Raw genomic sequence first — 26,852 nt, forward strand, 5'->3', positions numbered from 1 at the left:
CGAAAACACACAAAACTCTAATAAAATATTATATATAGACTAACTTATATAACTTATATTTACCGAATGAATTTCTAATTATATATCCAAATCATTAATTTAAATATATTTAAAGCGATTTTATTTCTTAGCCCTACATGATTAATATTTTTAAAGACTTTTTTAATTTTTTGAGAAAATTACAACCTGTTGATTTTCTCTTTTATTTATTCTTGCTTAGCTCCATTATTTGCAGTACTCTTATGGATAAGAGGTTTCTAGCTATTGTGATGCCTATAATGCTTGCAACTCTTGGTTTAAAGCACTATTTGGTTTGTAAAAAGCAATCCAAAGCTATTAATTATTATTTTCTAATAGCTTTATTATTTATTGCAACATCAGATGTTTTAGGTTTTTTATGGTTTAAAGAAACTTATTCGACCGTTGTTGGACTTACTTCGGCACATCTACTCCTTTTCTCTTGGATATTGAAACCATATATACAGACTTGGAAGTTTAAATCGGTAGTTTCCCTTTCTATTGTTATTTGTATTCTGCTATTTGGATACATAATATACGCCGTTCTTGAATTGCTTATAGACTTTATCCCCAAGGATCAAATGCTTATTACATTTGTTTGCGTGTTTTGTCTTTTGGTCTATATGTCCATGATTGCCTTAATTTATATCAACGATTTTTATAATAATGGTGTGATTCTTTTGATCTCAGGATTTCTTAATTTTTTTCAAATATCCTTGACTCCCATTAATGAGTTATTCCATTATAACATAACCTTTACGGTATTAATAATATTATGTCACGGACTTTCTATCTACCTCTTTATGAATTTTATTAGCAATACGCACCCTGTTGATGCCAGAGATATTTCAGAAAAATATATTAAGTTATAAAATAAAGGCAACCTAAAATGCTATTTTTCCTTCGGTTTTAAAAAATTTAACTCGTTGGTTTTTATAACGAATCCAATTCTAACCATGCTTGTAAATACATCGTAATCAATGAGACTTTCTGCATAGCCAGCATACCATTCAAGCATTAGATACTGATTTTTTGTTTTAAACGGATTATAATACAACCGAGTTCTTAAAGAACCTTTCCAGTCCCATTCCAAACCTTTTTTTACTTCCACTTCTAAAATGAGTTTATCACCTTTAAGATCGCGAGAAACAGTTACACCAGTCAAACCTATATAATCTAAAAGGTCAGGATTCCCTTCCTTATAACTAAAGGGTGCCCAAACCTCAGCGCTCAACAACGTTTTATCGTTTAAGGCAGTAGAATATTTAAAATTAATACTGTTCCAACTTCTGGAATAAATACTATCTCTTCCATTGGAGTTATGATTGAACATAATAGATGCTAACCCTTTTACATGAGCATTTTTGTTATATATAACTTTTGCTAATCCAAAGGCAGGGTTAAAATTAAGTTCTTCAAATGGACTGGAAAATTCATAAATATTCCAGAATGCTTTTTGGGTATATGCTAAATAAAAATAAGCATCCCAAATAATTGGCTTACGACTAACCAATTGCTTAAAACTTATTTGATACTTGATATCTGCCGTGTTAGAATTAATTTCTTTATTAGTAGGAACTCCAGTAATAATATAATTATCCTTATGAATTGTAAAGGAAGGATTAATGCTTATTAAACTATCTACTTCATCTTTAGAATAAGATTGCGCGTTACTCTTAAATACTATTAATAATAACAACAATAAAATACTTTGTTTCATCATACATTAAGTTATTCAATTTTTATCTGATTTGAGACAACCCAAGGACTTTAACCTCAACACAAATAGGCATCTTTCACTACAATTATATAGAGTTTTGGATCTTTCGATTAAGCGAGACTGCAAAAATATTGCTAATTATAGGATGAAAGATGTTGAATTAAGAAAGATATTTCTCCTATTGTGACATATTTTAACTCATTTGAATTTCAAGAAAGTTTCATGACCTAAAAACAAGGTAATTCGTCATTATTAAAAAATATAGAACTTAGTTTTTGTTTGAAGCAAAGCCTATGAGACGATAAAAAAACCTTATTATTTATAATCTTGAAATTGGTATCACTTTTTTATATTTGTAACTATTCCTACTTTAATAAAACATTAAATAAAGGGACAATCCTTGATATTTATTTTTATTATAGGGTATTTTGTAAAAAAAATAAACAATGACAATATTTGTAGACATGGATGATGTGCTAGCCGACACTTATGGCAAACACATAGAGTTATATAATGAAGAGCACAAAAAGGAACTAAGTTTTAACCAAATCACCTCTGGAGAAGTATGGCAAAATGTGCCAGAGATACACCAAAAAAGTATCCGCGCACATGCTTTACAACCTGGCTTTTTTAGAGATTTAAAACCTATTAAAGATTGTAAACAGGTTATGGAAGCTCTTTGCAATAAGCATGAAGTTTACATTGCAACGGCAGCAACTCAATTTCCTAATTCCTTAAAAGAAAAAAGTGATTGGTTGGAAGAGCATATGCCATTTATTACTTGGGAATACCAAATTATGTGTGGTCACAAATTTATATTAAATGGAGACTTACTTATAGACGACAGATCCTATAATCTTGATAAATTTGAAGGCGATACTTTGTTATTTAATTCACCACACAATGTAAATGATTCTGGTTACACCAGAGTTTCTACCTGGTTAGAGATTGCAGAACGCTATTTATAAGGTAAAGGGCTAGATATTAAAAGAATTATTATTTACAAATTCTAAAAATTTGGATTTGTATTGCTCCGATACCGTAATACGTTGTTGATTAATAATTTTTTGGCCTTATTAATTCGCTAATTCTTTATTTAATTTAGAAGCTATAATTTGGGTGTTAACTTTTAAACTCCTACTATTTTTTAATTGGATTTCTGTTTGTATTAATCTATCTACTAACGCATTTTGGTAGGCTCTACTATTTAATAGCTCTATATAATTAGATGGTAAGGCCCAAACTTTAGCTGTTTTAAAACCAATATCTCGATTAGAAACAATATCCAATAAAGAGATATGCATTTCTATTGCCGGTTTTAAACGATTTATTATAATATTCTCGATGGCAGCCTCTTGACTTTCAAAATTATCTAATTCATTAGGATAAGATGCTATTAATTCCTTTAACAAAGTGCTTTCCATAAACTCAAATTTATTAGTACTGTTAATGGAATTTATGGCACCATCGTGCAATTGGGTTAGTTTATAATCAAGTAATACGACATCCTTTTTTAATTGGTCGGTCAACTCTTCTGGCTGTAAACCAATATTTCGAATGGTATTGCTAATGGTTTTTATATTTTGCTCATATCTATATATCGAAGAATCGAGAAGTATTAAATTTGCATCTAATTCTTCTGTTAGACTTTGATAAATTTTTAATTCTACAATTCTATTTTTTCTTATGTCATTTAGGTTATTTATTTTCCAGGCAATTAAAATACCAATAACAATTAAAACTATTTCACCTAAAGCATATACTATATAACTTTTAGTTTTCCCAGACGCTACTAAGGTTCTTCTTATTTTTCTAAATATTCTCATAATTTACTAATTCTTAAAGTTTATAAATGAAAAAGACTCCATGCCATTTGAAGCATGAAGCCTTTGACTACTATTAACCAAAAATTCTAATTTAAATAATTACTCACTGCTATTGCACGTGCTGAGACATGATTATTAAGTTCGTTTACAGCATTTTGAAAATCTGAACTGTTATTTAAAAATGAATACCCCTCAATTTCTGCAATAGCATATGGCTGCACTAATGAAGCATAGTTTGCATAAGTAGATTGCATAGTGCTTACATTAAATGCACCATCTACCACCTCCTGAACATATATATCGTATTGTGTTTTATAAACTGAATCTTGATATAAATAACCAATTAAAGGCCATTCAGTCGCATTTAGTCCAGCAAAGTTTAATGGTAATGAACCACCCATATTGCCAGTTTCTAGAGCTTCGTTATTATCCCAAGGAATCCAAGTTAATTTACGGGTATCTGGATTGTTATACAGAAAATAATTATGTGTCATTTTGCCATAAGTATCCCAGTTTTGAATGACGGTATTGACAGCTAAATATTTTAAAAACACATCTGTATCTAAAATGTCATCAAGATTTGTTCTCCAAGCTACAGGGTCTGTTATTCTTGAATTATCATTTAAAATTGACAATAAGCTTGCAACATCTGAGAAATCTGCTTCATTTTCATTGGTTTTCTTTACGTATTCAGATTCATTATAACTACCTAAGGCAAAACTTGCTGCATCACCATCTGGTTTGTATAAATTACCATTATCACTCGAAAATTGTTCATCTAAAACCGTATCGTCAACTTCTTCAACTAAGGTATATACTCCAAAATATTCCGGACCATTTCCATGATCTACATAAACCGTATAAAAGGCTGCATGAGAAGATACTAAACCTGCATTTCTGAACACATCTGTTGCTACTTTTTCGCGGAGCATAGATTGGTCGTTAAAATTATTTTTAAGACTTAATTTTTTAAAGCCATAAAAACGTTGATTATCAATTTGTGGATAATCATCTTCAAACTCATCAAAATCTAATTTGAATGATAATTTTAAAATGCCATTTTGCCAACTGGTTTGTAAGCTAGAATTGCCTTTAAAACGCACACCTACTCTATACCATTCCTTACCATGATAAAATACTTCGGCAGGCACAAAAAGGGGGTCTTCTGTGGCAATATTATTAACGGGGCCTCCAAGACCACCCAGACCACCAGAAGTTGTACCAAAAGTGCCATATAGACTGGTCATATCATCTAACATACTTTCCCAACGCGCTTCTGTAATCACGATATCTAATCTTTTTACTACATTATCTTCAAAAACTTCATCAAAATCGGGATCAGCATCATTACTATGGGTTGCCGTTGTCCAATCTGTGGTTACAAAATCTGTATCATCAATTTCCTCTGATTCTGCTTCTGTTTCTGTTGTAAAGCTCTCATCATCACTACAACCATTAAAAGTTAATATGGATGCACTAAAGATTAACATTATGAAGATAAGACGAAGGTTCTTTTTGAATATGTTCATTTTTAAAATTTATTTATTTGTGATTCCTTTTTATAGTTGGTTTTTTAAAATTTAGTAATTAAAAACTTCGCAATCTCTTACGAAGTTTTTAAAAATCTGTGAAATCTAATATTTTTGGACTAACTCAAATAATTGTTTTTTCAAGATTTACTATTTTTTTATGCGCTTTAACTTTGCACTTGCTGTTCAATATTAGTCATTCCGGGGAATGATAAAATTTTAATGTTATATCCTTTTAGATGGCATTAGAATAAATTACTAGTGGTGATTCTTGTTAAATAAAAGCCAAATAAAATAGAAATTATTAGTGAAATACTTTTACATAGTAGCCTTTAGAGTAACTATTAGATAAAAGGTTCCTATTCTTTTATTTCTATAACTTACCATAGAATTAAAAGTGTAAATATATTTGGACTATAAGAGTGAAAAAATGAATATAGACTGTCGCTTAGATGGTATCGACGGATGAGTCTATTTTAAGGAAGTGAATATTTGAGGGTGAAAATTAAAGTGAATTATTATTTACAAACTCCAAGAATTTAGGTTTGTATTGTTCTGAAACTGTTATGCGTTGCTTATTGATTATTATTTGGCTACGCTCAATAACATCAATATTTTTTAAGGATACAATAAACGAACGATGCACACGCATAAATTGCGTTTCAGGAAGTTCTTCTTCCAAAGATTTTAGGCTCATTAAGGTTAAAATAGGCTTCGGATTATCTTTAATCCAAATTTTGATGTAATCTTTCAAGCCTTCAAAGTATAAAACATCAGCTAACTTGATGCGTATTTGCTTGTATTCTGACTTTACAAAAAGAAAATCTTTTTCTTTAGAAACCACATTGCTTTGCTTTCCTTTCACCATTGAGAACCACGTATTTGCTTTGTTAGCCGCAGCTAAGAATTCAGCATAATCAAAAGGTTTTAAAAGGTAATCTAAGGCCTCAACTTTAAAGCCTTCTAAGGCATATTGATCGAATGCTGTTGTAAAAATAACTCGTGTTTCTTGAGGTAACAATCTAGAAAATTCTATCCCTGTCAAATCTGGCATCTGTATATCTAAAAATAGTAAATCTACAGGTTCCTCTTTGATAAATTCCATAGCTTCAATTGCACTACTACACTTCTTTTTAAGTTCCAAAAAAGGAGTCTTTTGAACATAACTCTCTACTAAATTAAGTGCCATAGGCTCATCATCTACAATAACACAAGTGATTTTTATATTACTCATTTTTAGTTGGTTTCAATTTCTAATTGCGCCACAAAATTATTGTCTTTTACAAATGTTTTAAAGCTGCTTTTGTTTGGGTATAATAATTCTAAACGTTTTTCAACATTAGGAAGTCCGATTCCAGAACCACTTTTATCGTCTGTTTTTTTTGGGAAATTATCGTTTTCAACAGAAAATAAAATGGTATGATCATGACAAGTCATATTTATTTGAATAATACTTTCTTTACTAGCAGAAACACCATGTTTAAATGCATTTTCAATTAATGAAATGAACAATAAAGGAGCTATTCGAATGCCTGTTTCTTCTGAAGGAAAACTATAATTAACCACTGTTTTATCTGAAACTCTTAACTTCATTAAATCGATATACTTTTTCATAAAATCGATTTCTTTTGTTAAAGGTATTGATTCCACATTAGTTTCATACAACATGTAACGCATTAACTTACTTAAACTATGTATGGACGATTTCGCCTGATCGGGTGAAATATCAACCAAAGCATAAATATTATTAAGAGAATTAAAAAAGAAATGCGGTTGCAACTGGTAATGTAAATGTTGCAGTTCTTGCTTTAGTTTAAAATTAGCAGCCTCTTTACGCTCTGCTTCCGTTTTAGCCCAACGCTTTGTTGACTTTAAAGCCACAGAAAAGAATAATGGTGCTAAGTATGATAGCAACTGAATATAAATAGCCATTTTAAACGGAGGTTCCGCTCTGTTTGTGATTGCTAAACGCTTTTGCGACAATTCTTTAAAGAAATGATCTTCTATATATTCTTTTAAAACTAAGAAGAAGATAATCAATAGTGTATTTGTAATGATAAACTGGAGTGTTTTTTTAGGAAACAAAAACCGGTCTACAAAGACAAAATAGTTAATATAAAAGATGATTGATGAAAACAATAGTGGAATCCAAAAATGCGCAACAACCCTATTTATATTTTGTTCATCACCGTAAGAAAGCAAGTATGGCAAACACATTAGTGTTAGCCATACAAGCATATGTGAAATTACTGTTATGGTTTTATTTTGATACATAATTTATTATTCGTAACGTAATGCGGTTATTGGGTCTAAAGCCGATGCTTTTCGAGCAGGATACCATCCAAAAAAGATACCAGTTACTGCACAAACAGCAAAGGAAATCACAATAGAATACAAGGCTACGCTTGTAGGCCAATTTAAGAATTTTTCTATAAAAACCGTGGATCCAAGTCCTAATAAAACACCTAAGACACCACCGGTAATACTTATTAAAATAGCTTCTATTAAAAACTGCATTAAAATATCTGCACCTTTAGCTCCTACTGCCATACGCAATCCAATTTCTTTAGTTCGTTCTTTTACAGAAACATACATAATATTCATAATCCCAATACCACCAATTAACAAGGAGATACTAGCAACAGCCACTAATAGTATTGTCAACATCTCACTAGTAGAACTAAAGGTCGAAATTAACTCTTCCATAGATTGCACATAAAAATCATCGTCTTGATTCCCTGTTAATTTATGCTGCTCGCGCAAAATCTTAGACACTTCTAACACCGCGTTTGGAGCTTCCTCTTCATTGATGGCAGATGCTATAATCTGATTTAAATGATCGATAGCTAAAATACGTTTTTGAACCGTAGTATAAGGTGCAATGACTACATCATCTTGATCTTGACCAAAGGTATTTTCACCTTTTTCCTCTAAGACTCCAATCACTTTAAACGGAATGTTGTTATACCGAATCATTTGTCCCACCGGATCTTGACCATCAGGAAATATGTTTTCAACAACGGTTTGTCCAATTAAAGCCACTTTTGCAGCGCTTTTAACGTCCACGTCTGTAAACATACTACCACTTTGTAAGTCAATCACTTTAATGTTCAAATACTCAGGGTTCACCCCATAGATTGTAGAAGGCCAGTTATTAGACCCACTGATAATTTGTCCATTACCATTAACCAACGGTGTACTATAACTTAGTAAGGTTGACTGCGATTTTATAGCTTCGTAATCACTTAAGGTTAAGGTTTCCATAGCACTTGCCGCTTGTTTTACACCACCTCGTGTATCTGCACCAGCTTTAATAGTAATCATATTAGATCCCATTGCAGAAATTGTAGTACGAATACTTTCTTTAGAGCCCTCGCCTATCGCTAACATGGCGATTACCGAAGCGACACCAATAATGATGCCTAGCATAGTAAGCAACGTTCTAGTTTTATTAAGAACGATAGCTTTGGTTGCGATTTTAAATAAATTTAATAGTCTCATAATTAATCGTCTTGTTTAGGTAATTTAGCTAATTCACTTGCAGCAGATAGTATATTATGATTATTGTAATCTTGCATAATGTCTCCATCTTTTAATACAATGGTTCTACTACTAAATGTAGCAATATCAGGTTCGTGCGTTACGAACGTAATAGTAATACCTTGTTTATTTAATTCTTGAAATAAGGACATGATTTCGTACGATGTACGCGTATCTAAGTTTCCTGTAGCTTCATCAGCGAGTATCATTACGGGGTTGTTGACCAATGATCTGGCAATCGCTACACGTTGTTGTTGACCACCAGAAAGTTGTGCAGGCGTATGATGCAAACGTTCTCCGAGTCCAACCTTTTGTAAAGCTTCGATAGCTCGTTTTCTGCGTTCTTCTGTAGAAACTTTACTGTTATACAACAATGGTAACTCTACATTTTCAATAGCTGATGTTCTTGCTAATAAGTTATAAGATTGAAAAATGAATCCTATTTTTTCGTTTCTAATAGTTGCTAATTCATTCCTACTAAGGTCTTTTACACTTACACCATCGATGTCGTAGTTTCCTGAAGTGGGTTGATCTAAACAACCCAAAATGTTTAGCATGGTACTTTTACCAGAACCACTCGATCCCATTATGGTTACAAATTCTCCTTCTTTAATATCGAACGAAATGCCTCGTAACGCATGAACCGTTTCGTTACCCATGGTAAACTCTCGCTTTAAATCTTCTATTTTTATGATTGCTTTGCTCATGATTTTTTATTTTCGGTTACCTTTTTCTTTGTGGCATAAATGGGCTTGTGCTTTTTTCAGTGCCATTAATTTCAGATTCAGACACTTCTTTTAAGCTGTAAACTAATTTATCTCCTTCAGAAATACCACTTAATATCTCTACATTGACTCCGTCACTCGCACCAAGTGTCACGATTTTTGGAGTTATTGATCCATCAGATCCCAATACCCATAGGGCGGTTGCTTCTCTAGAGCGCTCACTCGTATTCTCCGCTAACTGGTGTTGTTGGTTATACGCGCTTAGGATTTCTCTTTCTGGTTTAAAGTTGATGGCTTTGGCTTCTGCTGTTAACACATCATTTAACTCTAAAGTAAAAATTGAAATGGTTGCTGTTAATCCTGGTTTAAGTTTTAAGTCTGGGTTATCCGCCTTAATAACAACAGTATACGTTACTACATTTGAAGTCACTGTTGGGTCTAAGCGTACCTGCGTTACTTCTCCCTGAAAGGTTTCACCTATATAAGCATCTACGGTAAACTCTACACGTTGCCCCTCTTTAACTTGTCCGATATCTGCTTCATCTACATCTGCTTCCACTTGCATTTCTTTTAAGTCTTGTGCAATGGTAAATAATGTTGGTGTACTTAAACTTGCTGCTACAGTTTGTCCTTCGTCAATTGCTCTAGATAGTACCACACCATCAATTGGTGAGTAAATATTAGCATATCCTAAATTTGTTTTTGCAGATTGCAAATCAGAATAACGTTGTGTAACAGTTCCTTTTGACGTTTGATAATTATATTCTGCATCATCAAAATCCGATTTACTGATCACTTGATTTTCATATAATGTTTTTTGTCTGTCGTAGATGGTTTGTAAGTAGTTTCTCTGACTTACAGCATTATCATAAACCGCTTGTGCTTGTGTTAAAGAAGCTTGTAGATTTGTTTTATCTAATTCTGCTATTAATTGCCCTTCTGTAACTACACTGTTATAATCTACATAGATTTTTTCTACAACTCCAGATACTTGTGTCCCAACCTCTACTTGGGTTATAGGTTGAATGGTTCCTGTTGCCGTAACACTGGTAGTAACTTTCCCTTTTTTTGCTGTAATAGTTTGTGCTTCTATAACAACGGCATCTCCGCTATTTAAAAAGCTGTATCCAACAACGGCAAGAACAACCAGTATAAAGCCTCCTATTATAAATTTCTTTTTATTTTTCATGATTGTATTGATTAAAGTTTAATGTCGTTTCCTTGATAAAATTGTAATAATTGATGGTATAATACATTTAAGTATTTAGCTTGTAAATAGTTTTGCTGAGCATTGGTGTATGTATTTTGACTAATTACTAAATCCATTGTACTTAAACCACCTAATTCGAATGTTTTTTGTGCTAATTTATAAGATTCTTCTGCTGTAACTTGCGAGGCCTCTGCAGCAATAACTTGCTCTTGACTAGATAAGGCATTTTGATAAGCGGTCCCTACTTTTTTATAAATGTCTTTTTCTGTTCTTTGTTTTTCAATTTCAGCTTTTTCTATTTTTATTGTCGCCGTTTGAGTAGCTGCTTTTGTTTGGTTTCTATTAAAAATTGGAACTACTAATGACAGTCCAAGTCTTTGATTGAAATTGACGTTAAATTGATCTGAAAATGTATTGTCGTTAATACTAGTGTACCCTGATCCCAAACTTCCCGTTAGTGATAAGGTTGGTAAATAAGCTCCCTTAGCAATATCCAATTCTTTTTCGTTCGCTAAAATGCCTATATCACTCACTTTAAGTTCAGGTAAAAAGTTTAAAGCCTTGTTATAAATCTCCATTTTGTTAGGTTCCAGATACACTAATCCCATGTTTTCATCTATCGATTCTATTTCAATATCTTGAGTTGGAGGAAGCTCTAATATTTGCTTTAAATCAATAATAAATTGTTGGTAATTATTTTTGGCGGCAATAACTTCATATTGATTAGATGCTGCCTGACTTTGTGCTTCGGTGTAATCTCTTAAAGCAATCGTACCCGCATCTAGACGTGCCTTCGCTCTTAAGACTTCTTTTTTTGAAGCTTCTAAATTGTTTTGAGCTATAGAGATACTTTCTTTACTGTAAAGCGTTTGTAAATAGATTTCTAATAAACTTATAACGATGCTATTTTTTTCAACCTCTTCCTGTAAAATACTTTGGTCTAAAAAGAGTTTATTTTGTTTAACCTGATTGTTTAATTGATTCCCTTGAAAAACGGTTATAGAACTATTAATTCCTACATTTGTGCTAAGTATTTGATCTGTAACATAATCACTAGTAATAGGGTCAATAGAGTTTCCACTAGAAAAATTTTCTGAAGCACTACCAAATAGATTAGGTAGTCTAGCCGATTTCGTTTTATAATAATCTACTTCAGAAATATTCTTGTTAAGGACTGCGTCTTTAACAACAAGATTATTTTCTAAAGCATAAGTAATACAATCTTCTAAAGACCATATTTTTGATGTGGAATCAATTGAAACCTCTTGTGCAAAAGAAAATTGCACAAACACTAAGCTTGCAATGATGAGATATTTTTTCATTTTTGAGTACTTTTAATTTAACACTTCAAATATGAAACTATATGAAACTATATAAAAGAGCAATAGATGTTTAGCATGAATGACTATACAGATGGCGGTATTTTATCGACGAGAATTTTGATAATATGTCCGTTAAATTTGGGCTTTAGAAACATTTAATTGATTTAGATGAACTCTTATTCATACAATTAATGGCGAATAAGATTTATTTCCTATTCGCCATTTTTAATTTAAAACTAAATTCTCTTATTCTTTAAGAGATTTCATATCTATGACAAAACGATATTTAACATCACTTTTAAGCATGCGCTCGTAAGCTGTATTAATATCTTGAATGTTGATTACCTCGACATCGGAAGTCATATTATGCTTGCCACAGAAATCTAATAATTCTTGGGTTTCTGCAATGCCACCAATTAGAGATCCAGCAATGGCTTTTCTTCCCATAATCATTGGAACTGTTACTAAGGCGGGATCTAAAGGACCTAAATAACCAACTACAATCAAGGTGCCGTTAGTTGCTAAAGTGACAACATATGGATTTAAATCATGAGCGTATGGAACAGTATCGATTATTACATCAAAAGTATTAAGAACGCTTTCCATCTGAGCCCCATCAGTAGATATAATAACCTGATCATAAAAATGAGTGTTTTGTATCTAAAACTTATTTGAAACCATTCTACAATAATTCTAACTTATATCCTACCCCATGAATATTGGTGATTTTCACAGAATCGTCTGTTTCAAGTTTTTTACGCAATTTTGAAATATAAGTATCTAAACTTCTTCCCACAAAGACTCCATGATCTTCCCAAACTTTTTTAGTGAGCTCGTCTCGTTTAATAATCTGGTTGGGACTGGCTACAAATATTTCCAGTAACTCACATTCTTTTTTAGACAGTTTTATTTCTTCAGCTTGCTTCACCAATTTATTTTGTTCTGGATAGAATTGAAAACTCCCTAAATTGGCAAAATTCTCTTCATTTTCTTGTGATACTTCAGGTTGTTTCTTTCTATAAAATCCTAAAAACATAAGTATAAAACCAGACATTAATATTCCATAATAAAATGTTTGATTGTTATTATAAGCTATTTCCCTGTTTGTAAATAAGACTTCAATAGTATAACAACTTTCTGGTAAATACCTGCCTTTGCAAGGTATGATACTGTTTTCTACACTATTTACTATTTGAAAACTATAAGCTACTTCTTGCTTGGTGCATTGGATTGTTTCTACAAGATAATTTTTTGGAAGCGTTGCTTTTTGAAAGGCTATATCCATAATGGAAACCAATTGTCCTGGCTCAAAGGATAAAGGCTTTTCAAAAGATAATTGAAACTTATCTTCTTCTAAAGCTAGAACAGGTAAGATTAATGAAGTTGAATCCTGATTGATAAGCAATAATTGATTCCCAACATCACGTAAGGAGACTTTAACTTTTTCGGTAAACAAATCGGTATTAGCTTTGGAAGGTATGAGCATCCAAATAGAGAACAAGATAATAAGCAAGCCACCACTAATAAAAAGAATTCTTTTTTTCATATATGATGTAAATTACTAACTTTTAGATGACAATTTACAACTGTTGACACTTCTTTTACATTTTTTTGACACTTACACAAGGGCTTTCTAGTAGTTTTACTTCAGTTAATAATCATTTAAAACAATCACAAGATGAACAGATTAATAATAAGTAGCATGATTCTATTATGCCTGGCTTGTAATACAAAAAAACAAGAACCTTTAATGGAGATTGCATCGGCCGAAGTCCATTTACCATTGAACCCTTATGACTCCGTTTCATTTAAAGAACCTTACAATCCCCATAGTCCTTATCATTTAGATTTAAAAATAGAAGACACTGAAAATGATTTAAAACAGTTAGTTCTTTTTATTACTTTAAGAGATGGCGCTCATTTTGTTTCTCCAAATGCTGAAAGGTCTTTTAAAGGAAAGTTTAGCATGACCTTAAATGAGAATAATAAACTAAAACCTCGAGAAGATCTAATTGAAATACCTCTTTCGGTTGAAGAGATTGACACACATCCTTTTGTAAATGGTACCATTAATTGGGTAAGAGAAGACACAACCTATAAACTACCTTTAAATATTTTAACAGAAAGCGATTTTGAGGCTACCGGACTTATTAGGTTTACTATTGAGCCACGATGTAGTTTGGAGGAAATTCCTTTTGTTGTTAGGCAACAATCAGGAATATTATCTGTGAAAATTCTTGGAGGTTGTTAAATTTTGGTGATTAAAAAAGCAGCCTAGTTAGACTGCTTTTTTAATATATTTAAACTGACATATGTTTATTGTGTGTCGGAACCATCTTCCTTTAAAGTAATATTATAAGTGGTTTCATACATGTTATCCTTTTTCAAAGTAGTTAGGATGTTAGTCATTCCTTTCTTATCCATTTTTTTACGACACCCTTTAGTTAAAAATGGATCGTCTTCAAAAATTAAAGAATTCATAGCATATTCCGATTTTCCAGCTTCTTTAATTGTTGGATTAATCTTTCTTAATTCTTTAGAATGGCTATAACTTCCTGGGATATAAGTATAAAAGGTATATTGTCCCTCTGCATCAGTAATTACCCATCCTCTATTGTAAACATAACGTTTATCATTTTCATGTTTTAAAATATATTCGCCATTATCGTCCGCTTGACAGATATAAAGGATGACATCTTTAGCAGGTGTTACTCCATCGCTTTTAAAAATGGTTCCAGAAATCTTCAGTTTGTTTTCATAGGTATCAAATCCAGGAACAGTATCTGTGCTACTTATTAGCTTAGCATCATAATCGTAAATAGGATTTCTAGATATATAATCGAAAGGAATTTCTTCTAAAACTTCTGCAGAATCTTGCGCTTGTAACATATTGAAAGTACCTAAAAAGTAGGTGATACTTAAAATAAAAATTAGATTTTTCATGGGGCGTTATTTATATAATTTGTTTAAAACTATATTATTAAGCCTATTGCCTCAAAAAAAATCTTATGAACTAACTTATTTTACGATGAAATGAAAAAAAAATGCAAAACCATCGGTGTAATGCAACTTTATTTTAGCAGTTGGTTTTAAGTAAAAAATTAAATCAAACTAATTTGCTCAATTTCCAGTTTAAAATTTTGGTCTTTCTTGTTTGCTATTAAAAACCCTAATTCTTCAAGAAATTTGCCTGGATATTTTGGTAGTTCCAAAGCTCGTCCTCTATAAGTTGGATAGAATTCGTGCAACGGTAACTCTAGGGTTTGCCATTCCCCATTAGTCTCAAAATAAGACACATAAGAATGTCTTTCGCTTTTATTAGTCTTTAATCGCAATTGATATTTTAGTGTATCTCCTTTTATTTTGACTTGGATTTTTTGAAATTCATCAACCTCTATGGCCCCAATTTGATATTTAACACTCGCAAAGCCTCCATTGTTTTCTAAAGAAACATGTCCTAAAAACTCACCAAAACCATCTTTATTTAATAGAAATTTTGCTTCGGAAGCACCTCCCATAACGACATCATTTACCACCTGCCACTGCAACAAGTTGTGGGATTTTTTAGAATCAAAAAGGATCATATTTATTATTTCATTTAGTTCAAGTTACCAAATAATTCGTTGAGCTTTTTAGTACGATGATTAAATATCTCTATAAGCTTGGGTTTTACCAAAATGGGATGAATCCACCTTCCTAAGAAACCAAAAGGAAGCTTATAATCAATAATATCTTCCATCTCTACACCGCCTGGAACCTCTGTAATAAAATGTTTGTGATGCCATAAAGCATAAGGTCCAAAACGTTGTTCATCTACAAAGTATGTTTTATCTACAACATGGGTAATCTCGGTAACCCAATTTGTTTTAATTCCGAAAACAGGTGTGACGATGTATTGTATTATCTGTCCAGCAAACATGGGTTTATCTGATCCAGAAATAATATTAAAGCCCATATATTCAGGAGTAATGGTTTTTAAATTTTTTGGATTCGATAAAAACTTCCATGCCTCATCTAAGCTTATTGGTAATTTTTGCTTTGACGATAATGTATAAACTGTGCCTTTGGTTGAAAAATTCATTTAAAAAAATTAACTAGTTATTTAATAAAATGTATGCATTTAAACTGCTGGCAATTAAGAGCCATAAAACATAAGGAACAATTAGCCAAGTTTTAGCTTTCATTACTGTTTTATACTTAAATAAAAACACAGCAACTACTATAGTTAGTAAGAGAATAATCCATAAACCTAAGGGTAGTAAATGCTGATTAAAAAACACATAATTCCAAGATACATTTAACACAAACTGAAGCGCAAACCATCCAATTACAAACTTACTAGCCTTTAGTTTAATCAAGCTTGCCATATAAAAAGAGAAGCAAATCATGATACTAGTCCAAGCTACTCCAAATACCCAACCTGGAGGTGTCCAAGGGGCCTGATTTAGATTTGTATACCATTCTGATGCAGGTCCATTACCCATCAACCAACTTCCAATGCCTAAAGCAGCGAAGTTTATCACAAGAAATATTAAGACTCTTTGGTATGCTTTCATTTTAGTTGTTTTGTTATTTTTGAACTTAAAGGTTTGGTTAAGGAATAATAGTAATCTATTAAATGTCCTTCTTCATCTATTAAGTACTTTTGAAAATTCCATTTTACAGATGAATTACTTACTCCATTCAATTCTTTCTTAGTTAACCAAGTATAAAGTGGATGTTGTTGATCTCCTTTTACATCAACCTTTTCAGTCATTAAAAAGGTAACGCCATAATTTTGTTTACAAAAAGTCTGGATGTCGGTTGACGTGCCAGGCTCTTGTCCGCCAAATTGGTTACAAGGCACTCCTATAACAACTAGTTTATCCTTATACCTATCATAAAGCTCCTGTAAACCATCGTATTGTCCGGTAAAGCCACATTCTGAAGCTGTGTTTACAATCAGAATTTTCTTTCCTCTAAATTTGTCAAAATCAATAGCTTCGCCCGTTAAACTATTAATTGAAATGTTATAAATACTTTCAGTTTCTTGCATGTGGTAGCTTTTTGTTAATTTTTAAAATAAATAAATTTAAAGAAGTTATTAGCACTCTTTATTTTTGTATAACTTATCATTATGCAAAGTTAGACAAAAATATTAAAAGATTATAAATATTTCATTTTAATTATGATAATTAATGGATCTACTTTGGGTTATTTGAAAGTATATTCGATTTATTCCCAAAGTAAAAGAGAATAATATTGCCCCTTATTTTGTCCTAAATCTATTGAAAATAGCGAATTTTTTCTTCGAATTAATAAAATAAACGCCAGTTAATAATATTAAGGCCGCCAAAATCGATTGAACGGAAATATGTTCATCTAATACATACCAACCTAATAATAAAGCAATAACAGGATTTACATAAGCAGATGTAGAAACCTTCTCAGTTGAAACTACTTTTAGCAAATAATTAAAGGCAGAAAAGGCTACCACACTACCAAAAACAATCAACAATACCATAGAGCCCTGAACCTTTGGGCTCCAGTGCATTGGAGACAACCATGTTTCACCTATTAAAAAACTGAAAATAATTAATATAACTCCAGCGGCTAACATTTGATAGCCAGTACTTACAAAAAAACTACTTGGTAAATTTGCTTTAGACACAAAAATACTAGCAAAACTCCAGAATAACACACAACTTAAAATCATTAATATTCCTATAATACTATCCTTATTTAAATCTAGAGCATCTTGACTTACTAAAAGATACATACCAATAATACCTAATGCCACGCCAAACATAGATTTTGCTTTAATTTTGGTACCGTGAAGAATGCGCATTAGAAAAATAACAAATAAAGGTTGAGTTGTGGCAATAAGCGCCGCGAAGCCACTATCAACATATTTTAAAGCCCAAACAAACACGCCATTACCATAAACCAAAAAGAAAAACCCAGCTATGATACAATTAAGGAGTTGTTTTTTTGACATTTTTAAAGACAACTTTAGAAGTTTTGCAATACCAAATATTAGTATTCCCGCTAAGAGAAACCGAATAGAAGCCAAAAATAATGGGGCAACTTCAGACACTACTATTTTATTCAATAAATAGGTAGAACCCCAAATAATGTAAATTGAAAAAAACGAAAGTATTATTAAGAAGCTACTTTTAGATTGACTCATTTTTGATTAATTGGGATGCCAGAGATTTCCTAATCAATATTAAGAAAACTAACTACAATAAAATATTAATAAGATTAAAAAAGATACTAATTTTTTCTCAATTTTTAATATGATACAAAGTTTCATTTAAAGAAGTTTATATTCAAAAAATAACTCTAACAATATATTAACACTATTGAACGTTATTTTATTTAAATTCGTCCATTATTTTTTTGAAAAAAATTAACAAATTAAGTTTAGCACACTGATTATCAAGCTTATGAAATCATTTTTTTATCTAATTACTTTTTGTCTGCCATCCATATTTCTAGGGCAAACGAAACCTACTATTATCACAAATCCAAATCTTGTTAATCTTATTGAAGAATATAAGGCTCTTATTGGTGACACTAATGATGAGACCTTGTTTACTGATTCTTTAGAAGAAAATCAAGAAGCTGATATTACTTCAGAATTTTGGGATACCAGCAAAATAAAAATCGAATACAACACACCCGTCAATTTTCCTTTAAACATTCACTTCAAGGACTCCAGTTATGTATCTCCTATTTCTCGAGATAAGGTAATTACCTCTCGTTATGGTTGGCGTAAAGGCCGTGCTCATAAAGGTATTGATATAGATCTTGTTACAGGAGATAGCTTATATGCTATGTTTGATGGTGTAGTTCGCTTTGCTAATTACAGTTCTGGTCATGGAAACACCATTGTAATCAGACATTTTAACGGATTGGAAACAGTCTACGCTCATTTATCTGGTTTTGATGTCAAAGAAAACGATTCTTTAGTTGCTGGTGCTTATATAGGTAAAGGTGGCGCAACAGGCAATGCACGTGGGAGTCATTTGCACTTAGAGATGTATTACAAAGGAATTCCTGTAAATCCTGAATATCTTTTAAGTTTTGATGAGCACAACGAAGTAAGAGCTCAAGATATCTGGGTTACTAAAACGTGGACACGTCCAGAACTGCATAATAGCAAGCGTCAAAGTGAGCTTGAGATTTTTTCTAGCGAAGAAGAAGCTGTTGCAAGTAGTTTAAAACCTAAACGTGTTTATGTTGTTAAAAAGGGAGATACACTTTCAGGAATCTCATCAAGAAACAATTTGAGCATGACTGCCCTTTGTAAAACAAATCAAATTTCAAAAAACAGCACCTTACGTATTGGACAGAAATTAATTATCAATTAATTTTTTCTCATAAAAAAAACGGTATCCCAAAATGGATACCGTTTTTTGCAATTATTAAGGGGATTTGATATTAAACTTTAATTGAAATGTTTTTGGATTTTTGTCCGTTTTTAATGGCCACTTTATATACAATGGTTCGTTCTGAATCTTTCACATAATTTATTTCGCATTCAACCGCTTTTATAGACCAATTTGGATAGTCCTTTACCAATTTAGAACTTATAGCATATGGTAATTTAATAGCTTGATAATTTTCTTCACAGCTTATTAGGCTTCCTTTATTATCAAATATAGCACTAATGGCATTTTCTCCTTCCTTAAAATCAATTGTATAGCTTCCTTCACTATTAGATCGATAGATATCTGTAGTTTTAATATCATAATTCGCCACTAAATTTTGCATCAGGGACATTTTTTTAGATTGATCCACGTGATCTACCGTCTTTATGTATTCTGAATTTAATACGGTTTTACTACTAGTTGAATTTAAATACGCATTTTGATTAGTGGTAGAAACTACTGCTAAATCATTTTGCGCGATCGTAAGGTTGGTTAGACCTAAAAATAAAAAACCAAGTACATACGTTTTCATAAGTGTAAGATTAGAAGATTATACATTTGTTTTGCTATTGGTTAATGTCTTAATAGGGAATCTAACTTAGCATAAAAGATGCAAATTAGACTTACACGAAATTAACTCAAAACTAACATAAGTCACTGAAAAACAGATAGACAGATGATGCACAAGCAATAGACAAATAATAGACAACCTTTAAGAATTCACTTTAAGAATCGTGTCAAACCTCAAAAAAATAGGTGTTTATAGATGTTGAATGAAATCGTCTAAATTCTCCACTTCAGATAATTTGAGTTTTTTTCTGAGGCGATAACGACTTGTATTTAATGAAGAAAGAGCTATATTTTGAAGTGTTGCAATACTCCGACTATCCATTTTTAAACGAATTAAAGAACATAAACGGATTTCGTTCTTGCTCAAATCGGGAAACAGATTGATAAGTTCGCTATAAAAAGAGTCACTTAATTTATCCAATCGTTCGTAGAAGTCTTTGGTATCTGAATCTACTGTTATTTTATTTCTAATATCCTGTTCCAGCTCGTCAATTAAATGTTCTCGGTTTTTAATTTCGGATTGTTTTATAACTTTTAGCTTGTCGGCTAAAGTTTCTGCCCATTCTTGATTTTGAGTCAAGTTAATGGCGAAATCTGATAAATCTCGCTTTTTTGATTCTATTTCAGATTCTAGTTCTCTATTTTTAAAGCTTATTAAATCTCGTGATTGCTCCGCAAGTAGCTGTTTGTTTTTTGCGTTCTTGAGATGCTGACGTCTACTTAAAAAGAGTAACAATAATAAAATTAAAACAAAAGATGATGAAAGACTTACAATTAAAAGTTTGGAGCGTTGTTTCTGTATTTCATTCTCTTTATTAATTCTATCTATTTTAAAATTTAATGCGACACGATCCAAAGAAATGGTATTTAATTCTTCTTGCCATTTCTTGTCCGCTGTTTTCAAAATTGAGTTTAGGCTATCATTTAAAATCCGCCTTTTTTCACCTATAGCATAAGCTTTTTTATAATCTTGTTGTGCTACTAGTAGAATTTCTTGAGCTTTCAAGAACTCCAATTTGGAGCTTGGTAACAATAGCTTAGAAAAAATAGATGTTAAATGAGTTAATTTAGAAAAGGTTAATTCTGCGTCGTCAAGTTTATTTAATACAATTTCAGTTTCTACTAATTGAGATCCTGCACTTATAAGTCTTGGTATATCTAATTCTTGAGACTTTTCATTTTTAAAATTCTGATAAAAATTAAAATTTGTTTGATATAATGGCAAGGCTTTATCTGGTTGATTTTTATCTCTATAAATATCTGCCAAGTTATCTCTAATACTTCCTATTAAAGTGTGGTTTGGATAATCACGATGGGTAACAACATATGCTTTATTAAAATACACCAAAGCTGAATCTAAATCTTTTTTGAACCAATAAAAAAACAAGCCATAGTTATTATATGCAGATGGCGTTGAAATGGTATTTAATTCTTTAGCGAACTTGATGTTCTTTTTATGTTCCAAAGAGGCACTATCTAAATAGCCTAAATTCGCATAATTCTCCGCCAATTCACTATACGAATAAGCTTGCATTGGTACTAATGAATCCTTTTCGAATTGGGTTAAATCTGGGGTATGTTTATTATAATAATCGAAGAATACTTTATACCATTTTATAGATTCTTTAGGAAAACCTAGTTGTCGAAACCAGTTTCCAGATTGCAAATAATTATTTAGCTTAAATCCATGATGGCCTTCAATTGAAGGTAATAAATCTAACCGTTGAAAATGTTGAGACAAATATGCTTGAAGTTGTTGTTCAGAAAATGATTCTCTTCTGTAAGATTTAAAATCATCTTCAGGGAAAGATTGTTCCATAACAACCGTTAAAGAATCAAATTGTTTTAAAGCCTGCTTACTATTTTTTGATTCTTGAGCATGGCAATAGCAAGTAATAAGAAAATAAGTACCTAGTAATAAATGTCTGAAACACATCACTATAAAAAAATGTTTTTGGTTTAGTTATCTCAAATATACAAGATTATTATAAAAATATCTTTACAGATATATTTAATAATAACGCTTACGCAACCAAAAAGCCACACGAACTAATAAAATTAATGCAGGTACTTCAACTAAAGGTCCAATGACACCTGCAAAAGCTTGGCCCGAATTCAAGCCAAAAACAGCAATAGCCACAGCAATAGCTAGTTCAAAATTATTTCCTGTAGCAGTAAAAGAAATGGCCGCATTTTTATCATAAGTGGCACCAGCCGCTTTGTTAACAAAGAAGCTAATCAAAAACATGAGAACAAAATAAATTAAAAGTGGGACTGCAATAATTAATACATCCATAGGAATTTCAACTATCAATTCGCCTTTAAGGGAAAACATTACCACAATGGTAAACAATAAAGCGATTAAGGTAATAGGCGAAATTCTAGGGATAAAAACCTGATTGTACCAAGTTTCTCCTTTCCATTTTACAAAAATCTTTCTACTTAAAAAACCTAATAAAAAAGGAATTCCTAAATAGATAATTACACTTTCTGCAATGGTAGCTATGGATATATCCACTATTGCACCTTCAAAACCGAAGTATGGAGGTAAAACAGTGATAAATATCCACGCATAAAAACTATAAGCAAACACTTGAAAGATACTATTTAAAGCTACCAAACCTGCGCCATATTCGCTATTTCCTTCTGCTAAATCATTCCAAACCAAAACCATAGCAATGCATCTAGCAAGACCAATTAAAATTAATCCAACCATGTACTCGGGATAATCATGCAAAAAGGTTATGGCAAGAATAAACATTAGTACAGGTCCTATAATCCAATTTAAAACTAAGGATATTGAAAGAATTTTTACATCTTTAAAAATCTTTGGTAATAAGGCATAATTAACTTTCGCTAAAGGCGGATACATCATTAAAATCAATCCAATTGCAATAGGAATATTAGTAGTTCCACTACTAAACGAGTTCATGTAATTTGGAACATTAGGTACAAAATAACCAATACCTACTCCAATTGCCATGGCCATGAAAATCCAAAGCGTTAAATAACTATCGAGAAAACTTAATTTTTTGGATGATGCCATTTTATTTTTTTATTTTGGAAAAGACATAAAACATTTCAGTTGCTATCTGTAAACTTCTTTTTGCATAAACTTCTTTTTGATTTGGTGTACCATCTGAAATTTTAGGATCTTCGTAAGTTATTGGAATACGCTTTTCAGCTCCAGCAATAAAAGGACAGCCAGCATCTGCCTGAGAACAGGTCATTATGGCTACAAATTGAGATTCAGGATTAAAAGCATCATCAAATTTTTTAGAGAAACCTATAATTGGGTGTTCATTTATGGAATACTTGATACTATATATAGGGTTATTTTCTTCTGATAATTTCTGAATTTGAAAGCCAGCTTGCTCCAAAGTTACTGCAACCTTCGAATATAAAGCTGTTGCTTCTGTACCTCCAGAGTAACATCTTACTTGATTTATTTGAAAATGATGCCCCATCGTTTGAGCCCAAACCTGAGTTAAATGACTGCGTCTGGAATTGTGAGTACAAATAAAATTTAAACGAATTTCTTCTTTCTTTGAAACCTTCACTTGAATGTAATCAATAAGATTTTTAAGTATTAATTGGCGTTCTTCGCAGACAGAGGAAACATCTAATACTTCTATAAAAGCTGATAATTTTTTATACATAATACATTCTAATATTAGCAACAACCCGAATCTGGCGAACAACTAGACGTGTTTTGTAATTCTGAAAACTTTATTTTAGGTTTTGCCTCTGGGATACCACATTTGTCTTTTGCTAAACAATCAGTTTGTGTATTAGTTAATAAAAACTGGGTTCCATTAAAATCTAAACCAAATTTCCCAATAGTTTCTCCTTGATATTCCACTTCAATTTCTAAATCGTCAAGACTTAAAACGTTTTCCGACAATTCAATAATGTTTACTAATTTCTCTGGATGCAATCTATGGTCGTAATCATTCTCCTCCCATAATTGAAAATTGATAACAGATTCTTTTCTAACGCTTCCGCCACAATCGATAAAGTGTTTATCTATTTTTCCTACTTCTGTAACGTGAAAATGACTTGGAACCAATGTTCCATCAGGTAATTGAAAAGCAATGGTTTCTAAATTGCTTAAATGTTTTTTAATTTCTGAAAGTTTCATAATATCAATGAATTAATGATTGATTTTTTTAATGAATTAAGGTTTTAGCAACAAGTACCATTTTCAATAGTTTCTTGCTCAAAAAACTGAATAAATATGTGTTTTATAGTTTGCCATTCATCTTGATCAATACAATAGCAAACACTTGTTCCCGAGATATCTCCTTTTATAATACCTAAGTTTTTTAATTCTTTTAAATGTTGAGAAATGGTTGGTTGAGCCAAACCTATTTCATTCACTAAATCCCCACAAACACATGAATTTATTTTAAATAAATGTTGCAGAATGGCTATTCTGGCAGGATGACCAAAAGCCTTAGCTATTAAAGCCATTTTGTTTTGTTCATCGGTAAACATTTCTGATTTTGTCAATCCCATAATAGGTTCTTTATTTATTCATTGCAATATTACGATTAAGCAGATTGTTACGCAAACATTTTTAATAAAAAATGAAAATTGAGTTCAAAATAGACTCCTCCTTTTTATAAAAAATATGTACTTTGCATGACGCTAAAACAAGATGAAAATGAAAGTATGCATTGCCGAAAAACCTAGTGTTGCTAGAGAAATTGCTTCCGTTCTTGGAGCAACAACGAAGCATGATGGTTATTATGAAGGCAATGGATATGCCGTAACTTATACTTTTGGACATTTATGTACTTTAATGGAACCTAATGACTACAAAGCACATTGGAAAAGTTGGGATTTAAACAATTTACCTATGCTTCCAGAAAAGTTTAAAACGAAAGTGGTAAGTAATACTGGAATTCAAAAACAATTTAGAATTGTAAAGAGTTTATTTGACAAGGCTGATGTTGTTATAAATTGTGGGGATGCAGGACAAGAAGGAGAACTTATACAACGCTGGGTTTTAGACCAGGCCAATTATAAAGGCAAAGTTGAACGCCTTTGGATTTCATCACTTACAACGGAAGCTATTAAAGAGGGATTTCAAAACTTAAAGCCTTCCGAAGATTACGACAATCTCTATTATGCTGGATTTTCCAGAGCCATTGGAGATTGGCTACTTGGTATGAATGCCACACGATTATATACCGTAAAACATGGTGGCTACAAGCAAGTTCTTTCAGTTGGACGTGTGCAAACACCTACCCTAGCTATGGTTGTTAATCGATTTAAAGAGATTGAGAATTTTAAACCACAAGCTTATTGGGAACTTCAAACCATGTATCGAGATACGCTGTTTTCTTATGAAGAAGGACGTTTCACCAAAATGGAAGATGGTGAAGTTTTAGCTAATAAAGTTAAAGAACATGATTTTGAAATTGAATCGGTAACCAAAAAGAAAGGAACGGAATTTGCTCCAAAACTCTTCGATTTAACAGGTTTACAAGTTTATTGTAATACTAAATTTGGGTTTTCGGCAGATGAAACTTTAAAACTTGTTCAGAAGTTATATGAAATGAAAGTGGTTACTTATCCAAGAGTAGATACCACCTTTTTACCAAATGATGTATATCCAAAAGTGGCAGGAATTCTTCAAAAACTGACTAATTACGCAACTTTAACACAGCCTCTTTTAGGAAAAAAAATAAAGAAATCGTCTAAAGTCTTTAATGATAAAAAAGTAACAGATCACCATGCCATTATTCCTACAGGCATTCAAACCAATTTGCAATACAATCAACAACAGGTTTACGATATTATAGTCAAGCGTTTTATAGCCGCTTTTTACGATGATTGTTCCGTATCCAATACTACAGTTATTGGAAAAGTTACTGATGTTCATTTTAGAACTACTGGAAAGGAAATTTTAAAGAAAGGTTGGCGTGTTGTTTTCGATACTTCGACTCCGCTTAGTGGGACAGACAAGGACAAGAAAGAAACAGATATGCTTCCAACCTTTGTTAAAGGCGAAAAAGGTCCTCATGAGCCTAGTTTTCTAGAAAAACAAACCAAAGCACCCAATCAGTTTACGGAAGCCACGCTCTTACGTGCTATGGAGACTGCAGGAAAACAAATAGACGATGATGAGTTACGAGATTTAATGAAGGAGAATGGTATTGGAAGACCATCAACACGTGCCAATATTATTGAAACTCTTTTTAAACGTCAGTACATAAAACGTAACAAAAAACAAATTTTGCCTACAGTAACGGGAGTTGCCTTGATAGATACCATTCAAAACGAATTATTAAAGTCTGCTGAACTCACAGGATTGTGGGAAAAGCAATTAAAAGATATTGAAAAAGGTGAATTTAGCGCAAGCCAATTTATCATCAATATGAAAAAAATGGTAGATGAATTGGTTTATGAAGTTCGCAGTGAAACTACACGAGCCAATATCTCACAAGCGTCGGTTGTTAAACAACGCCAAGCCAAAACCGAAACTATAAAAAAGGCAGGAATCACAGCTGAAACTTGTCCGAAATGCAAAAAAGGCAGCCTTATAAAAGGAAAAACAGCTTATGGTTGCTCTTCCTATAAAGAAGGTTGTAAATTCATATTGCATTTCGAAGCTTTTGGAAAAAAGATTTCTGAAAAACAATTCTTAAGACTCTTACAAAAGGGCTCTACCGTTAATTTAAAAGGATTTAAAACCGACTCTGGAACAGCTGAAGGTTTGTTGCGTTTTGATGACCATTTTCAACTTATTTTAGAACCTAAAAAAGTAAAATCAAAATCCATCCCGGATACTTTAACCTGTCCTAAATGTAAAAAAGGAACCGTTATCAAAGGCAAGACTGCTTATGGTTGTTCGGCTTATAAGGATGGTTGTGACTTTAGATTTTCTTTCGACGATTTAAGAAAACAAGCAGGGGACAAAGCACTTACCAAAGAATTGGTTTTTGAAATTTTGAATAAAACTTAATAAA

At 31.9% G+C, this 26,852-nt stretch carries 29 protein-coding genes; 6 read left to right on the top strand and 23 right to left on the bottom strand.

What is annotated here, in order from left to right:
• The first annotated feature begins 242 nt into the window (after window positions 1-242).
• Window positions 243-890, top strand: coding sequence for a hypothetical protein (locus IEV77_RS09590; protein ID WP_188464187.1), 648 nt, complete (start codon window positions 243-245; stop codon window positions 888-890).
• Window positions 891-910: 20 nt separating this feature from the next.
• On the opposite strand, the gene IEV77_RS09595 is transcribed toward IEV77_RS09590, so the two are convergent.
• The gene (locus IEV77_RS09595; protein ID WP_308419212.1) at window positions 911-1,741 is read right to left on the bottom strand and encodes a phospholipase A; all 831 of its coding nucleotides are present in this window, start codon (window positions 1,739-1,741) and stop codon (window positions 911-913) included.
• Between the two features lie 443 nt (window positions 1,742-2,184).
• Between IEV77_RS09595 and IEV77_RS09600 the strand changes: the two genes are divergently transcribed.
• Entirely contained in the window at window positions 2,185-2,706 is a 522-nt protein-coding gene (locus IEV77_RS09600) for a 5' nucleotidase, NT5C type (protein WP_188464189.1), read from the top strand.
• Between the two features lie 108 nt (window positions 2,707-2,814).
• On the opposite strand, the gene IEV77_RS09605 is transcribed toward IEV77_RS09600, so the two are convergent.
• From IEV77_RS09605 to IEV77_RS09620, 4 genes are all read right to left on the bottom strand, one after another.
• Complete coding sequence (locus IEV77_RS09605; protein ID WP_188464191.1) at window positions 2,815-3,564, bottom strand: DUF6090 family protein; 750 nt, start codon at window positions 3,562-3,564, stop codon at window positions 2,815-2,817.
• A gap of 86 nt (window positions 3,565-3,650) precedes the next feature.
• Entirely contained in the window at window positions 3,651-5,093 is a 1,443-nt protein-coding gene (locus IEV77_RS09610) for a CotH kinase family protein (RefSeq protein ID WP_188464193.1), read from the bottom strand.
• Between the two features lie 505 nt (window positions 5,094-5,598).
• Window positions 5,599-6,327 (bottom strand): LytR/AlgR family response regulator transcription factor, encoded by a 729-nt coding sequence (locus tag IEV77_RS09615; protein ID WP_229736638.1) that lies wholly within the window; start codon window positions 6,325-6,327, stop codon window positions 5,599-5,601.
• A 2-nt stretch (window positions 6,328-6,329) separates the two neighbouring features.
• Window positions 6,330-7,133, bottom strand: a complete 804-nt coding sequence (locus IEV77_RS09620; RefSeq protein WP_229736639.1) for a sensor histidine kinase — start codon at window positions 7,131-7,133, stop codon at window positions 6,330-6,332.
• An 89-nt stretch (window positions 7,134-7,222) separates the two neighbouring features.
• Here IEV77_RS09620 and IEV77_RS17475 point away from each other — a divergent pair, with 89 nt between their 5' ends.
• On the top strand, window positions 7,223-7,369 hold the full coding sequence (locus tag IEV77_RS17475) for a hypothetical protein (RefSeq protein ID WP_229736640.1): 147 nt from the start codon (window positions 7,223-7,225) through the stop codon (window positions 7,367-7,369).
• A 4-nt stretch (window positions 7,370-7,373) separates the two neighbouring features.
• On the opposite strand, the gene IEV77_RS09625 is transcribed toward IEV77_RS17475, so the two are convergent.
• The 6 genes from IEV77_RS09625 to IEV77_RS09650 form a co-directional block, all read right to left on the bottom strand.
• Window positions 7,374-8,594 (bottom strand): ABC transporter permease, encoded by a 1,221-nt coding sequence (locus IEV77_RS09625; protein ID WP_188464197.1) that lies wholly within the window; start codon window positions 8,592-8,594, stop codon window positions 7,374-7,376.
• 2 nt (window positions 8,595-8,596) lie between these two features.
• Window positions 8,597-9,340, bottom strand: coding sequence for an ABC transporter ATP-binding protein (locus IEV77_RS09630; protein WP_188464199.1), 744 nt, complete (start codon window positions 9,338-9,340; stop codon window positions 8,597-8,599).
• 16 nt (window positions 9,341-9,356) lie between these two features.
• Window positions 9,357-10,547 (bottom strand): efflux RND transporter periplasmic adaptor subunit, encoded by a 1,191-nt coding sequence (locus tag IEV77_RS09635; protein WP_188464201.1) that lies wholly within the window; start codon window positions 10,545-10,547, stop codon window positions 9,357-9,359.
• Window positions 10,548-10,558: 11 nt separating this feature from the next.
• On the bottom strand, window positions 10,559-11,890 hold the full coding sequence (locus IEV77_RS09640; protein WP_188464203.1) for a TolC family protein: 1,332 nt from the start codon (window positions 11,888-11,890) through the stop codon (window positions 10,559-10,561).
• Between the two features lie 246 nt (window positions 11,891-12,136).
• Window positions 12,137-12,496 (bottom strand): zinc-binding dehydrogenase, encoded by a 360-nt coding sequence (locus IEV77_RS09645; RefSeq protein WP_308419213.1) that lies wholly within the window; start codon window positions 12,494-12,496, stop codon window positions 12,137-12,139.
• A gap of 76 nt (window positions 12,497-12,572) precedes the next feature.
• Window positions 12,573-13,436 carry a winged helix-turn-helix domain-containing protein gene (locus tag IEV77_RS09650; RefSeq protein ID WP_188464205.1) on the bottom strand — a complete coding sequence of 288 codons (864 nt, stop codon included), beginning with the start codon at window positions 13,434-13,436 and terminating at the stop codon, window positions 12,573-12,575.
• Between the two features lie 132 nt (window positions 13,437-13,568).
• Between IEV77_RS09650 and IEV77_RS09655 the strand changes: the two genes are divergently transcribed.
• Window positions 13,569-14,141: a hypothetical protein gene (locus IEV77_RS09655; RefSeq protein ID WP_188464207.1), complete on the top strand. Its 573-nt coding sequence runs from the start codon at window positions 13,569-13,571 to the stop codon at window positions 14,139-14,141.
• 65 nt (window positions 14,142-14,206) lie between these two features.
• On the opposite strand, the gene IEV77_RS09660 is transcribed toward IEV77_RS09655, so the two are convergent.
• From IEV77_RS09660 to IEV77_RS09685, 6 genes are all read right to left on the bottom strand, one after another.
• Window positions 14,207-14,833, bottom strand: coding sequence for a dioxygenase family protein (locus tag IEV77_RS09660; RefSeq protein WP_188464209.1), 627 nt, complete (start codon window positions 14,831-14,833; stop codon window positions 14,207-14,209).
• A gap of 158 nt (window positions 14,834-14,991) precedes the next feature.
• Window positions 14,992-15,474 (bottom strand): CIA30 family protein, encoded by a 483-nt coding sequence (locus tag IEV77_RS09665; RefSeq protein WP_188464211.1) that lies wholly within the window; start codon window positions 15,472-15,474, stop codon window positions 14,992-14,994.
• A 14-nt stretch (window positions 15,475-15,488) separates the two neighbouring features.
• Window positions 15,489-15,971, bottom strand: a complete 483-nt coding sequence (locus IEV77_RS09670) for an SRPBCC family protein (protein ID WP_188464213.1) — start codon at window positions 15,969-15,971, stop codon at window positions 15,489-15,491.
• A gap of 13 nt (window positions 15,972-15,984) precedes the next feature.
• Window positions 15,985-16,446, bottom strand: a complete 462-nt coding sequence (locus IEV77_RS09675; RefSeq protein WP_188464215.1) for a TspO/MBR family protein — start codon at window positions 16,444-16,446, stop codon at window positions 15,985-15,987.
• Window positions 16,443-16,925 (bottom strand): glutathione peroxidase, encoded by a 483-nt coding sequence (locus IEV77_RS09680; protein WP_188464217.1) that lies wholly within the window; start codon window positions 16,923-16,925, stop codon window positions 16,443-16,445. Before IEV77_RS09680 ends, IEV77_RS09675 begins: the two co-directional genes overlap by 4 nt.
• Window positions 16,926-17,138: 213 nt before the next feature.
• A complete protein-coding gene (locus IEV77_RS09685) occupies window positions 17,139-18,059 on the bottom strand; it encodes an EamA family transporter (protein ID WP_188464219.1) in 921 nt (306 codons plus the stop codon).
• A 259-nt stretch (window positions 18,060-18,318) separates the two neighbouring features.
• On the opposite strand from IEV77_RS09685, the gene IEV77_RS09690 reads away from it, so the two are divergent.
• Window positions 18,319-19,245, top strand: coding sequence for a peptidoglycan DD-metalloendopeptidase family protein (locus tag IEV77_RS09690; RefSeq protein ID WP_188464221.1), 927 nt, complete (start codon window positions 18,319-18,321; stop codon window positions 19,243-19,245).
• Between the two features lie 70 nt (window positions 19,246-19,315).
• Here IEV77_RS09690 and IEV77_RS09695 read toward each other — a convergent pair whose 3' ends face one another.
• The 6 genes from IEV77_RS09695 to IEV77_RS09720 all read right to left on the bottom strand — a co-directional run bounded on the left by IEV77_RS09695 (window position 19,316) and on the right by IEV77_RS09720 (window position 24,393).
• Complete coding sequence (locus tag IEV77_RS09695) at window positions 19,316-19,837, bottom strand: hypothetical protein (RefSeq protein ID WP_188464224.1); 522 nt, start codon at window positions 19,835-19,837, stop codon at window positions 19,316-19,318.
• A gap of 228 nt (window positions 19,838-20,065) precedes the next feature.
• Complete coding sequence (locus IEV77_RS09700) at window positions 20,066-21,811, bottom strand: transcriptional regulator (protein WP_188464226.1); 1,746 nt, start codon at window positions 21,809-21,811, stop codon at window positions 20,066-20,068.
• A 75-nt stretch (window positions 21,812-21,886) separates the two neighbouring features.
• Window positions 21,887-22,921 carry an ACR3 family arsenite efflux transporter gene (arsB, locus tag IEV77_RS09705; protein WP_188464228.1) on the bottom strand — a complete coding sequence of 345 codons (1,035 nt, stop codon included), beginning with the start codon at window positions 22,919-22,921 and terminating at the stop codon, window positions 21,887-21,889.
• A 1-nt stretch (window position 22,922) separates the two neighbouring features.
• Window positions 22,923-23,534 carry an arsenate-mycothiol transferase ArsC gene (locus IEV77_RS09710; RefSeq protein ID WP_188464229.1) on the bottom strand — a complete coding sequence of 204 codons (612 nt, stop codon included), beginning with the start codon at window positions 23,532-23,534 and terminating at the stop codon, window positions 22,923-22,925.
• Between the two features lie 14 nt (window positions 23,535-23,548).
• Entirely contained in the window at window positions 23,549-24,016 is a 468-nt protein-coding gene (locus tag IEV77_RS09715; protein WP_188464231.1) for a DUF6428 family protein, read from the bottom strand.
• Between the two features lie 44 nt (window positions 24,017-24,060).
• Window positions 24,061-24,393, bottom strand: a complete 333-nt coding sequence (locus IEV77_RS09720) for an ArsR/SmtB family transcription factor (protein ID WP_188464233.1) — start codon at window positions 24,391-24,393, stop codon at window positions 24,061-24,063.
• Window positions 24,394-24,541: 148 nt separating this feature from the next.
• Between IEV77_RS09720 and IEV77_RS09725 the strand changes: the two genes are divergently transcribed.
• The gene (locus IEV77_RS09725; protein ID WP_188464235.1) at window positions 24,542-26,848 is read left to right on the top strand and encodes a DNA topoisomerase 3; all 2,307 of its coding nucleotides are present in this window, start codon (window positions 24,542-24,544) and stop codon (window positions 26,846-26,848) included.
• Window positions 26,849-26,852 lie beyond the last annotated feature (4 nt).

The sequence above is a fragment of the Xanthomarina arctica genome, from assembly GCF_014638915.1.
Lineage (GTDB): Bacteria > Bacteroidota > Bacteroidia > Flavobacteriales > Flavobacteriaceae > Xanthomarina > Xanthomarina arctica.

What these genes read in the sequence shown, in the direction of transcription:
- IEV77_RS09590 (WP_188464187.1), top strand. Translation starts at nt 243, where the DNA reads ATGGATAAGAGGTTTCTAGCTATTGTGATGCCTATAATGCTTGCAACT.
- IEV77_RS09595 (WP_308419212.1), bottom strand. Translation starts at nt 1,741, where the DNA reads ATGATGAAACAAAGTATTTTATTGTTGTTATTATTAATAGTATTTAAG.
- IEV77_RS09600 (WP_188464189.1), top strand. Translation starts at nt 2,185, where the DNA reads ATGACAATATTTGTAGACATGGATGATGTGCTAGCCGACACTTATGGC.
- IEV77_RS09605 (WP_188464191.1), bottom strand. Translation starts at nt 3,564, where the DNA reads ATGAGAATATTTAGAAAAATAAGAAGAACCTTAGTAGCGTCTGGGAAA.
- IEV77_RS09610 (WP_188464193.1), bottom strand. Translation starts at nt 5,093, where the DNA reads ATGAACATATTCAAAAAGAACCTTCGTCTTATCTTCATAATGTTAATC.
- IEV77_RS09615 (WP_229736638.1), bottom strand. Translation starts at nt 6,327, where the DNA reads ATGAGTAATATAAAAATCACTTGTGTTATTGTAGATGATGAGCCTATG.
- IEV77_RS17475 (WP_229736640.1), top strand. Translation starts at nt 7,223, where the DNA reads ATGAAAACAATAGTGGAATCCAAAAATGCGCAACAACCCTATTTATAT.
- IEV77_RS09625 (WP_188464197.1), bottom strand. Translation starts at nt 8,594, where the DNA reads ATGAGACTATTAAATTTATTTAAAATCGCAACCAAAGCTATCGTTCTT.
- IEV77_RS09630 (WP_188464199.1), bottom strand. Translation starts at nt 9,340, where the DNA reads ATGAGCAAAGCAATCATAAAAATAGAAGATTTAAAGCGAGAGTTTACC.
- IEV77_RS09635 (WP_188464201.1), bottom strand. Translation starts at nt 10,547, where the DNA reads ATGAAAAATAAAAAGAAATTTATAATAGGAGGCTTTATACTGGTTGTT.
- IEV77_RS09640 (WP_188464203.1), bottom strand. Translation starts at nt 11,890, where the DNA reads ATGAAAAAATATCTCATCATTGCAAGCTTAGTGTTTGTGCAATTTTCT.
- IEV77_RS09645 (WP_308419213.1), bottom strand. Translation starts at nt 12,496, where the DNA reads ATGGAAAGCGTTCTTAATACTTTTGATGTAATAATCGATACTGTTCCA.
- IEV77_RS09650 (WP_188464205.1), bottom strand. Translation starts at nt 13,436, where the DNA reads ATGAAAAAAAGAATTCTTTTTATTAGTGGTGGCTTGCTTATTATCTTG.
- IEV77_RS09655 (WP_188464207.1), top strand. Translation starts at nt 13,569, where the DNA reads ATGAACAGATTAATAATAAGTAGCATGATTCTATTATGCCTGGCTTGT.
- IEV77_RS09660 (WP_188464209.1), bottom strand. Translation starts at nt 14,833, where the DNA reads ATGAAAAATCTAATTTTTATTTTAAGTATCACCTACTTTTTAGGTACT.
- IEV77_RS09665 (WP_188464211.1), bottom strand. Translation starts at nt 15,474, where the DNA reads ATGATCCTTTTTGATTCTAAAAAATCCCACAACTTGTTGCAGTGGCAG.
- IEV77_RS09670 (WP_188464213.1), bottom strand. Translation starts at nt 15,971, where the DNA reads ATGAATTTTTCAACCAAAGGCACAGTTTATACATTATCGTCAAAGCAA.
- IEV77_RS09675 (WP_188464215.1), bottom strand. Translation starts at nt 16,446, where the DNA reads ATGAAAGCATACCAAAGAGTCTTAATATTTCTTGTGATAAACTTCGCT.
- IEV77_RS09680 (WP_188464217.1), bottom strand. Translation starts at nt 16,925, where the DNA reads ATGCAAGAAACTGAAAGTATTTATAACATTTCAATTAATAGTTTAACG.
- IEV77_RS09685 (WP_188464219.1), bottom strand. Translation starts at nt 18,059, where the DNA reads ATGAGTCAATCTAAAAGTAGCTTCTTAATAATACTTTCGTTTTTTTCA.
- IEV77_RS09690 (WP_188464221.1), top strand. Translation starts at nt 18,319, where the DNA reads ATGAAATCATTTTTTTATCTAATTACTTTTTGTCTGCCATCCATATTT.
- IEV77_RS09695 (WP_188464224.1), bottom strand. Translation starts at nt 19,837, where the DNA reads ATGAAAACGTATGTACTTGGTTTTTTATTTTTAGGTCTAACCAACCTT.
- IEV77_RS09700 (WP_188464226.1), bottom strand. Translation starts at nt 21,811, where the DNA reads ATGTGTTTCAGACATTTATTACTAGGTACTTATTTTCTTATTACTTGC.
- arsB (WP_188464228.1), bottom strand. Translation starts at nt 22,921, where the DNA reads ATGGCATCATCCAAAAAATTAAGTTTTCTCGATAGTTATTTAACGCTT.
- IEV77_RS09710 (WP_188464229.1), bottom strand. Translation starts at nt 23,534, where the DNA reads ATGTATAAAAAATTATCAGCTTTTATAGAAGTATTAGATGTTTCCTCT.
- IEV77_RS09715 (WP_188464231.1), bottom strand. Translation starts at nt 24,016, where the DNA reads ATGAAACTTTCAGAAATTAAAAAACATTTAAGCAATTTAGAAACCATT.
- IEV77_RS09720 (WP_188464233.1), bottom strand. Translation starts at nt 24,393, where the DNA reads ATGGGATTGACAAAATCAGAAATGTTTACCGATGAACAAAACAAAATG.
- IEV77_RS09725 (WP_188464235.1), top strand. Translation starts at nt 24,542, where the DNA reads ATGAAAGTATGCATTGCCGAAAAACCTAGTGTTGCTAGAGAAATTGCT.